The organism is Streptomyces tateyamensis, from assembly GCF_003205575.1.
GTDB classification, from domain to species: domain Bacteria; phylum Actinomycetota; class Actinomycetes; order Streptomycetales; family Streptomycetaceae; genus Kitasatospora; species Kitasatospora tateyamensis.
Genome location: NZ_PYBW01000060.1, coordinates 1 through 9259, shown reverse-complemented (window position 1 = coordinate 9259; position 9259 = coordinate 1). Strand labels below are relative to the sequence as shown.

6 protein-coding genes and 1 pseudogene are annotated in these 9259 nt (G+C 73.9%); 2 read left to right on the top strand and 5 right to left on the bottom strand.

What is annotated here, in order from left to right:
- Positions 1-183: 183 nt before the first annotated feature.
- Positions 184-885: a nucleoside/nucleotide kinase family protein gene (locus tag C7C46_RS18635; RefSeq protein WP_110670997.1), complete on the bottom strand. Its 702-nt coding sequence runs from the start codon at positions 883-885 to the stop codon at positions 184-186.
- A 29-nt stretch (positions 886-914) separates the two neighbouring features.
- Complete coding sequence (locus C7C46_RS18630) at positions 915-1916, bottom strand: S66 peptidase family protein (protein WP_110670996.1); 1002 nt, start codon at positions 1914-1916, stop codon at positions 915-917.
- 130 nt (positions 1917-2046) lie between these two features.
- On the opposite strand from C7C46_RS18630, the gene C7C46_RS18625 reads away from it, so the two are divergent.
- Complete coding sequence (locus tag C7C46_RS18625; RefSeq protein WP_146259125.1) at positions 2047-2964, top strand: hypothetical protein; 918 nt, start codon at positions 2047-2049, stop codon at positions 2962-2964.
- A gap of 45 nt (positions 2965-3009) precedes the next feature.
- On the opposite strand, the gene C7C46_RS18620 is transcribed toward C7C46_RS18625, so the two are convergent.
- Complete coding sequence (locus tag C7C46_RS18620) at positions 3010-3582, bottom strand: NUDIX hydrolase (RefSeq protein ID WP_110670994.1); 573 nt, start codon at positions 3580-3582, stop codon at positions 3010-3012.
- Positions 3583-3767: 185 nt separating this feature from the next.
- Between C7C46_RS18620 and C7C46_RS18615 the strand changes: the two genes are divergently transcribed.
- Complete coding sequence (locus C7C46_RS18615; RefSeq protein ID WP_110670993.1) at positions 3768-4694, top strand: ATP-grasp domain-containing protein; 927 nt, start codon at positions 3768-3770, stop codon at positions 4692-4694.
- A 74-nt stretch (positions 4695-4768) separates the two neighbouring features.
- Here the strand turns inward: C7C46_RS18615 and C7C46_RS18610 are convergent, their stop codons facing one another.
- Both C7C46_RS18610 and C7C46_RS18605 read right to left on the bottom strand, forming a co-directional pair.
- The gene (locus C7C46_RS18610) at positions 4769-6112 is read right to left on the bottom strand and encodes an MFS transporter (protein ID WP_146259124.1); all 1344 of its coding nucleotides are present in this window, start codon (positions 6110-6112) and stop codon (positions 4769-4771) included.
- A 330-nt stretch (positions 6113-6442) separates the two neighbouring features.
- Positions 6443-9106: pseudogene (locus tag C7C46_RS18605) on the bottom strand (ABC transporter ATP-binding protein); the annotation flags it as partial.
- Between the last annotated feature and the right edge of the window lie 153 nt (positions 9107-9259).

Here is a 9259-nt window from a genome sequence, read left to right as displayed (position 1 = left end):
TTTAGCCCAACTCCGCTCCGGAAAGCGAATCCAGGCCCACCCGCCGAAATGCAGACACAGCAGAACAGAGCCCCCTGCGACGGCGCGCAAAAGAAGGTTGTCGTACTGGGAATGGTGTTTCGGGAGAGTGGCCGCTCCGGGACCGTCCGCGCAGACGCGTGTCCGGTGCTCCCTGCCGAGCGACTAGGAAACAGTACGCCTGGTCGCAGCCAGGGGCAAATCGGCCATCCGGAGGACCCTGGTGCACCGCTCACGGCTGCGCTTCACGTACTCGCCGTTCGGCTGGTCGTTCTCCGCAACCCAGGCCTGTGCGTCCTCCTGTCCCCGGCCGATGGTGAGCTGACGTGCGATCAGCCGCTCCGCCCGCAGGCTGTCCTCGGTCTCCAGGTACCAGAGCTCGTGGAGCAGCGGGCGGATCTCGCACCAGCCAGGCTCGTCCGAGGCGAGGTAGTTGCCTTCGGTGATCACCAGGCGGGTGCTCGGGGCGACCAGGTGACGGGCAGCCACGGGTTCGTCCAGCGTGCGGTCGAAGTCGGGGACGTAGACCTCGCGGAACCGGTCGGTGGCCAGGCGGCCGAGCAGAGCGACGTAGCCGTGCACGTCGAAACTGGGCGGCGAGCCCTTGCGGTGGCGCAGGCCGAGGCGGTCGAGCTGGGCGTTGGAGAGGTGGAAGCCGTCCATCGGGACGTAGGCCGCGGTCCCGGCGCCGGCCGCCCGGTTGATCTCCGCGACCAGGTGGCGGGCCAGCGTCGACTTCCCGGCACCGGGAGCGCCGGTCAGGCCGACCATCGACCGGCCCCCGTGCCGCGCGGTCCCGATCAGGCCGAGCAGCTCGGCCACCAGGTCGGCGGGGCGGGTGCGAGGGCCGGGGGCTGCGGGGGTCATCTCTGCACCATAAGGGAGGTGCCCGAAAGTCAGGTCAGGGCAGGGAGGTCCAGCGTCAGGGTTCCGGCGTCGGCGTCCAGCACGGCGGGCAGGCCGAGCGGCACGGTGAGGGTGGCGGGGCTGTGGCCGAAGCCGAGCTCCCAGAGCACCGGAACGCCGAGCGGGGCCAACCGCTCCGCCATCACCTCGCGGACCCGGTCCGGGTCGCCGCAGCCCTCCCAGGAGCCGAGCGCGATGCCGCGCACGCCCGCCAGTGCGCCGGAGCGGATCAACTGGGTCAGGATGCGGTCGAGCGCGTAGGGGCTCTCGTGGGTGTCCTCCAGCAGCAGGATCGCGCCGGCGTAGGAGGGGCGGGCACCAGGTGTGCCGCGGTCCGCAGCGAGCACGGCGGCGCAGCCACCCGCGGTGATGCCGTGCGCCCGGCCGGGGACCAGCGGGGCGGCCTGCGGACCGGTGAGCTGCTGGACCGTCTCCGGCTCGAACAGGGTGCGGCGCAGGTGCTCGGCAGTGCCGGGATCGGAGATGAAGGAGATCCCGGCGCCCATCGGTCCGTAGAGAGACGAGAGCCCCAGCCGCTGGGCCACCGCCTCGTGCAGCGCGGTGACATCGCTGAACCCGATCAGGGTCTTGGGGCCGGCTGCCCGCAGGGCGTCCCAGTCGAGCTGGTCCACGACTCGCTGGGCGCCGTAGCCGCCACGGGCGCAGAGGACAGCGCTGATGGACGGGTCGAGCCAGGCCTGCTGGAAGTCGCCGGTCCGCTCGGCGTCGGTGCCGGAGAAGTAGGAGAGGCGGGGGTGGCTCCCCAGGACGTGCGCGCCCACGACCGGTTCCAGTCCCCAGGAGCGGAGCAGGGCGCAGCCGGCCGTCAGGCGCTCCTCGTCGATCCGGCCGCTCGGCGCGACCAGGGCCACCCGGTCACCGGGAACGAGCCGGCGCGACCTGGTGAGCTCGGTGAGGGCAGGGAGGTCGGGAAGGTCGGGGAGACCAGCCAGGCCGGCGAGGTTGGTGGCCGCATCGTCGAGGCGTTCCATCTGATCTCCTGCTTTCCTGACTGTCCGTCGGGGCCGGTCCTCCGGTTGTCCGGTTTCATTGAGGGTCCCATGGACGTTCCCCCTCGGGTACGGCAGGATTCGGGCGGACTGTACACCGGAGGACCAACCGATGAGCACGCCGTTCATACCAATGGACACACCGAACCAGCCGGCGGCCGCCACGGGCACGCCGGTCGCCTCCGTGCCTGCGGATCCACTCGCGTCCGACGGTTCGTCAGCCGACCGGGCCGACACGGGAGATCCCACCACGACGAAGCTGCTCACCGGGCTGGCCTCGCGCCTGCGGGCTGCCTACGAGCAGGGGGCCGAGCTGGACGACCTGGCTATGGCGAGCCATCAGTCGGTTGCCGAGGTGCGGGAGTTGCTCACCCTGGCGGGTGCCGACCCGAGCGAGCCGGTCAACCACGGCGTCGTGCCGCCGCCACGTTCGGGCTCGGCGGACGGGATGGTGCCGCAGCCGCCGGCCGCGGCGGAGGGCTGGGTGTCGAGCATCGGCCGCCCGCGCCCGCGGATCCGCCGCCAGGCGCCCGCCCGGCGGATGCGGGCGGTGGGCTCTGCCGGTCCGGTCGGCTCTGGCGGCCCGGAGGTGAACGGGCCCGTCGCGGCGGAGGCGGCGACCATGGCCGCGGCGCCGTCGGCTCCCGCGCCGGTGTCCGAGCCGCGGTCGGCACCGGCCGCGCCCCTGGCGCCGGAGGCGATCCGTCCGGAGGCACCGCTGGGCGTGCTGATCGGCAGCCCGCGACCGGCGGTGGTCGCCGCCGCGCGGACCGAGGAGCTGGCCAACCGCCGGGTGAACGCGAAGATCATCAAGGTGGGACAGGGCACCACGCTGGCGATCCTGCCGTCCTGGCGCTCCTCGATCGCCATTTCGGTGCCGACCGAGCTACTGGTCAGCTCGACCGGGCTGACCCGGGAGGAGCTGCGGCAGGCTGAGTTGACCGTGGTGGTCAACCTGGAGGCGTTGCACGACCGCGAGCTGCGGCCACGCGACTGGCAGGCGAACGGGGACCGGCACCGCCGAGGCTGACCTGCCGTCAGGCCGCTCGGCCGAGTCGTCCGGCCGGCTGCACCGTCAGGCCAGCAGCCGCCGGGCGGTGCGCTGCCACCAGCCGCTGGTCGGTTCGCCGGTGCTGCCGCCCGCAGGGCGTGGCGCGTTGGGCAGGTAGCCCAGGTGGGCGGCTTCGGGGTCCGGGCTGCCCTCAGCTCGGGCCGCCCGAACAGCTGCGAGCAGTTGCGGAAGGGCCGGCGGCCAGAACTGGGCGGCGTCCGGGGCGGCCAGCTCCTGCGGGGTCCACCAACGCCACTCCAGGATCCGGTCCTTGGTGTGCACGGCGCTCAGATCGCCCTGCGGCGTCCGGTGCGGACCGTCGGCGAGGAAGATCCACTCGGACTGGCGAACCGGGGTGCCGTGCCAAGTGAAGTCGTGTTCCCAGGTGCAGAGCAGGGCCCCGGGCCGCAGGTCCGTCCAGCCGGTCTCCTCGCGCAGTTCGCGGGTCGCGGCCTGCTCCGGGCTCTCGCCCCGGTCGAGGCCGCCACCGGGCGGGCTCCAGTGGACCCCGATCTCGGAGTTGTCGGAGCGCAGCAGGAACACCGATCCTGCCGGGTCGAGCACCACAGTGCGGGCCGCCTGCCGAGGAGTTCGCATGCGTTCACCCTCTCAGCCGAGCGGCGCCGGTGTCCACGGCCGCATCCCGCACGCTCAGCAGGGAGGTTGTGCGCCGGGCCGTGCTCCCGACGCGTGCCGCGGCGCGCCGACCGATGTGCACGCCCGACGCGCGAGGCTGCCCAAACCCGGCGCCGCGCCGTGCTCGCGCCGCTACCCTGTGGCCCATGCCAGCCCCGACCATCCTGCTGCCGCAGGATCCGCTGAACCCGCGCCGCGTCGACCCGCACTACTCCTACGAGGCCCAACTGGTCCGTGGCCTCGGGGGCGAGACGGCGCTGGTGGACCACGACGCGCTGCTCGCGGGCGAGGCCGCCGCAGCGGTGCGCCGGGTGCCCTCCGGGACCGGTCCGGCCTGGTACCGCGGCTGGATGCTGCCCGTCGCAGCGTACGCGGGGTTCGTCAAGGCACTCGCCGAGCGCGGCTGCCACCTGCTGACCAGCGCTGCCGCCTACGCCACCGCGCACGAACTGCCGGGCTGGTACGGCACCTTCGAAGGGGCCACGCCGGACAGCGTCTGGCTGGCCGCGGACTGCGGGCCGGCCGAACTGGCCGAGGCGGTGGAGCGGTTGGGCGGGCGCGGGCCGGCGATCGTCAAGGACTTCGTGAAGTCGCGCAAGGACGAGTGGCACGAGGCCTGCTACATCCCGGAGCTGGCCGATCTGGCCGGAGTGGCAAAAGTGGTCGACCGGTTCGTGGAGCTGCAGGGCGAGTACCTGGCGGGCGGGGTGGTGCTGCGGCGCTTCCACGCACTGGCGCCGGCGCTTGCCGGCGGCGGTGGCGGCGGTGGACCGGCCGGCGACCCGGGCGACGGGCGGGCGCGGCGCGGCGCCGAGGCCCGGGTCTGGTGGGTCGACGGTGAGCCGGTGCTGACCGGACCGCACCCCGACACGCCCGAGATGTTCCCGGCACCGGACCTGACCGTGGTCCGGTCCCTGGTGCGCTCGCTGGGCTGCCGCTTCGTCACCACCGACCTGGCCCTGCGGGCCGACGGCGGCGGCTGGATGGTGGTCGAGGTGGGCGATGGCCAGGTCAGCGACCTGCCGCGGGGAGCCGAGGTCTCCGGGCTGCTCTCCTCCCTGATCTCCACCTGACCTGGCCCCTACCTGCTCTGCTCTGACCCCGACCTCCCGTGCCCCCATCTGCCGTGCGCTGCCCTGACCTGCCTTCAGGGAGCTCGGGTCGTCCGGGTGGCCGCGCGGTCCTCGGCCCGCTGGGCCGGGATGGCCGACGGGTCCGGGCCGGTGGGCTCCGCGAGCGTTCGGCGGTCCACGGTGCGGGCGACCAGGCCGAGCGGCGCAGCTGTGGCCAGCAGCACCACCCCGAGTAGCGCGGCGAACCACGGTGCGCCGAGCCCGGCCAGCAGGGCGGCGCCGGTCAGCGGGCCGCCGGCCACGCCGAGCGCGGCGGCGGCACCGGTCAGCACCATCCAGCGGCCGCTCGGATCCAGTGCGGCGGCGGTCCCGATCAGGTAGCTGAGCACCAGCGGGTAGAGCGCGTTCCAGAGCACCTCGCCGACCGCGAAGGCGCGGGGGGAGGTGGCAGTGGCGCTCAGCACCACGCAGGCCGCGATCGCCACGGTGCCCAACGTGATCGGGGCTGCTCGGCCGGCCCGGTCGCCGAGCAGTCCGGCAGCCAGCACGCCCAGCACCGCGCTGCCCAGGGCGACCGCGAGGACCAGGCAGAGCCGCTGCTCGTTCAGGCCCGCGCGGTGCAGGCCCAGTTGCCCACTGACACCCCAGAGCGCGTTCTGCGCGACGGACCAGAGCACCATGCCGGCCGCCAGGACCGGGCCGAGGAGGGGCGGCCCGGTGGGGGCGGTGGCGATGGGCGAGGCGGGGACGGTGGTGGCCGAGGCGGGCGCGGTGGCGGCCGGGTCGGGGACGGCAGTGGTCCGGCCGGCCGGCAGCCGGAGCAGCAGCGGGAAGGTCAGCGCACCGGTGAGCGCGAGCGCCAGGAACGGCAGCGCGTGGCTCGGGCCCAGGTGCGGCAGCAGCAGGTAGAGCGCGCCCGCCGTGCCGGAGGTGGCCAGCAGGGCCAGCACGGTGATGCGGTGGCGGCCGGCCGCGGCGATGCCGGTGCCGGCCACCGCGGCGCAGGTACCGGCGCCCAGTCCGCCGAGCAGGCAGGCCGGTAGCAGCAGGGGCATGCTGTCCGAGCTGCCCGGGTGGCCGGGGACGGTGCCCGCCAGGGTGAAACCCGCGAGCAGCAGCACCAGGCCGGCCCTGGCCAACCGGGCGGTGCCCAGCCGGTCGACCCGCCCGGCCAGCGCGATCCCCGCCATTGCGGAGGCGAGCAGCATGACGGAGCCGACCGTGCCGGCCTGAGTGGCCGTCAGCCGCAGCTCGCCGACGAGTCGGCCGACGATGGTGGGCGCCAGGTAGGCGGGCAGCGCGCCGACCGTGAACAGCACGAGATAGGGCAGCGCTGCTCGGGTGGACGCGGTGCCGGAGGCCGGTCGGGCAGGGTGGTGCGCAGTACTGCGCCCCGCCTCGCGGGCGCGCGAAGACATGGGCAGGGGGCCTCTCGACCTGGGTGAGGGTTGCACAGGGGGATCGCGCCCCGCTCTCCGCGTGGCCGCTCCGCCTGTTTACCAGGTCGGCTCGGTGGCAGAAGCCCGGTGCCACTCCGTCGGCCGGATGTCGATCGACTTGGCGCAGAGCCGAGACAACTTCGTGATCGAACCACTCACGGCTAGTGGCACTTTTCAGCCGATCGTGACCGCACTAAGTGCGCCGGTCCGGGGCTCGCTGCTCGCCCGACGCACTGCGGGGCCGGAGCCTGACCGGCTCCGGCCCCGCAATGGGTGGCGATCTTGCGGGCGGCGGCCCGCAGGGGTGGCTCAGCCGCTGATCTCGGCCGGCTCCAGGTGGCCGTCGGCGACGAAGGCCCGCCAGAGCTTGGCGTAGGCGCCGTCGGCGGCGAGCAGGTCGGCGTGGGTGCCGTCCTCCACCACCCGGCCGTGGTCCAGCACCACCACGCGGTCGGCCCGCTCAGCGGTGGTCAGGCGGTGCGCGATCACCAGCGTGGTGCGCCCGCCCGGCCGCTGCGGGTGCCCGGCCCGCAGTCGGTCGGAGGCGTTGTTGACGGCTGCTTCGCTGGCCAGGTCCAGCGCGGCGGTCGCCTCGTCCAGCAGCAGGATGTCCGGATCGACCAGCTCGGCCCGGGCCAGCGCGATCAGCTGGCGCTGTCCCGCCGACAGGTTCCTTCCGCGGCCCGCCACCTCGTGCTGGTAGCCACCGGGCAGCGCGCTGATCATCTGGTGGGCGCCGACCGCGCGCGCCGCGGCCTCGACCTCGGCGTCGCTCGCTCCCGGACGGCCGTAGGCGATCGCCTCGCGCACGGTGCCCGCGAACAGGTACGCCTCCTGCGGCACCACACCGAGCCGGTGCCGGTAGTCGGCCAGGTCGAACCGGGTGATGTCGGTACCGTCGATCCGCACCGCTCCCCCGGTCGCGTCGTAGAACCGGGCGACCAGCTTGACCAGCGTCGACTTGCCGGCCCCGGTCTCACCCACCAGGGCGACGGTCTGGCCGGCCGGGATCCGCAGGTCGATGCCGGTCAGCACGTCCGGGCTGCCGTCGCCGCCGCCGTTGTAGGCGAAGTCGACCTGGTCGAAGTGGATCTCGCCACGCAGCCGCTCCACCGGCACCGGGTCGGCCGCGGCTGGTGTGCTGGTCGGGGTCCGCAGCAGGCTGCGGACCCGGCCCAGGCCGACCGAAGCCTGCTGGTAGCCGTCGAAGATCTGCGAGAGCTGGTTGACCGGGGCGAAGAAGAGGTCGATGTAGAGCAGGTAGGCGATCAGCGCACCGACCGTCAGCGTCCGGTCCTCCACCCGGGAGGCGCCGGCGATCAGCACCATGGCCGAGGCCACGCTCGACAGGAACTGGACGAACGGGAAGTAGAGCGAGATGTACAGCTGCGCCTTGGCCCGCGCCTGGCGGTAGGCCCAACCGCGGGCCACGAAGCGGGCCACCGTGTCGTCCTCGCGGCGGAACGCCTGCACGATCCGCATGCCGGCGACGTTCTCCTGCAGGTCCGCGTTGACCGTACTGATCAGCTCGCGCGACTCCTCGTACTGCTGGATCGACTTGCGCCGGAAGACCACCGTGGCGATCGCCAGCACCGGGAGCACGCTGAAGACCGTCAGCGCCAGGCCCGCGTCGATGATCAGCAGGGCGGCGAAGATGCCGACGAAGGTGAACACGCTGACCACGGCGGTGACCACCCCGGTCTGCAGGAACGAGGAGAGCGCGTCCACGTCGGTGGTCATCCGGGTCATGATCCGGCCGGTCAGCTCGCGCTCGTAGTAGTCGAGGCCGAGCCGGTTCAGGTGCGCGAAGATCTTCAGCCGCAGGCTGTACAGCACCCGCTCGCCGGTGCGGCCGCTGACCTTGGTCTCGGTGCTCTGCACCAGCCAGTCCAGCAGCACGACCACCAGGGCGGCGCCGGAGGCGGCGGTGACGCCGGCCATCGCGCCCTTGGTGACGCCGTTGTCGATGCCGTGCCGGATCAGCACCGGGAGCAGCAGGCCGGCGGCCGCGTCGAGGGCGAGCAGCACGAATGCCAGTGCGAGCGGGAGGCGGAACGGCTTGAGCAGGCGGGCCAGGGTGAAGTCCGGGTCACCTGCGGTGGCTTGGGCGAGCGGGACGGCCGGGTCGTCGGTGGCCGGGGCCAGCGCGGCGACCTTGGCGAGCAGCTCGGGGTCGGCGGAACGGGGGGCCGAGCGGGGGGCGGTCGGCACGAGGGCCGGCGCGGGGGTCGGGGTGCCGGGCGCTGGCGCGGGTACGGCCGCGTTCGCGGTCGAGGTCGCATCCGACTCGGCATCCAGGTCGGCGTCCGGATCGGTGATCAGCGCGCGGTACTGCGGACAGCGGGCTTCCAGTTCCTCATGGGTGCCCAGGTCGAGCAGTCGACCGCGGTCCAGTACGGCGATCCGGTCGGCGAGCTGGAGGGTGGAGCGGCGGTGCGCGATCAGCACGGTGGTGCGACCCGCCATCACCGTGCGCAGCGCGGCGTGGATCTCGGCCTCGATCTGCGGGTCGACCGCCGAGGTCGCATCGTCCAGCAGCAGCACGCGCGGGTCGGCGAGGATCGCGCGGGCCAGGGCGATCCGCTGGCGCTGACCGCCGGACAGGGTCAGGCCCTGCTCGCCGACCTTGGTGTCATAGCCCTCGGGCAGCTCGCGGATGAACCCGTCCGCCTGGGCGGCCCGAGCGGCTGCCTCAATCTCCTGCTCGGTGGCGCCGGGGCGGCCGTAGGCGATGTTGACCCGGACCGAGTCGGAGAAGAGGAAGCTGTCCTCGGGGACGATGCCGATCACCGAGCGGACCGAGTCGAGGGTGAGCTCGCGCAGGTCGTGGCCGTACAGGCGGACCGAGCCGCCGGTCGGGTCGTAGAACCGCGGGATCAGCTGGGCGACCGTCGACTTGCCGGATCCGGAGGACCCGACCAGGGCGAGCGTCTCGCCGGGCTGGACGCGCAGACTCAGGCCGCGCAGCACGGGAGTGGCGGGCGGCGGGGGGGGGGGGGGGCGGGCGGGCGCGGGTGGGGGGGGGGCGCCGGGGGGGGGGGGGGGGGGGGGGGTGGGGGGGGGGGGGGGGGGGGGCGGCGGGGGGGGGGAGGTGAGCCGGTCGAGCTCCAACGCGGGGGGGCCGGG

What these genes read in the sequence shown, in the direction of transcription:
- C7C46_RS18635 (WP_110670997.1), bottom strand. Translation starts at nt 885, where the DNA reads ATGACCCCCGCAGCCCCCGGCCCTCGCACCCGCCCCGCCGACCTGGTG.
- C7C46_RS18630 (WP_110670996.1), bottom strand. Translation starts at nt 1,916, where the DNA reads ATGGAACGCCTCGACGATGCGGCCACCAACCTCGCCGGCCTGGCTGGT.
- C7C46_RS18625 (WP_146259125.1), top strand. Translation starts at nt 2,047, where the DNA reads ATGAGCACGCCGTTCATACCAATGGACACACCGAACCAGCCGGCGGCC.
- C7C46_RS18620 (WP_110670994.1), bottom strand. Translation starts at nt 3,582, where the DNA reads ATGCGAACTCCTCGGCAGGCGGCCCGCACTGTGGTGCTCGACCCGGCA.
- C7C46_RS18615 (WP_110670993.1), top strand. Translation starts at nt 3,768, where the DNA reads ATGCCAGCCCCGACCATCCTGCTGCCGCAGGATCCGCTGAACCCGCGC.
- C7C46_RS18610 (WP_146259124.1), bottom strand. Translation starts at nt 6,112, where the DNA reads ATGTCTTCGCGCGCCCGCGAGGCGGGGCGCAGTACTGCGCACCACCCT.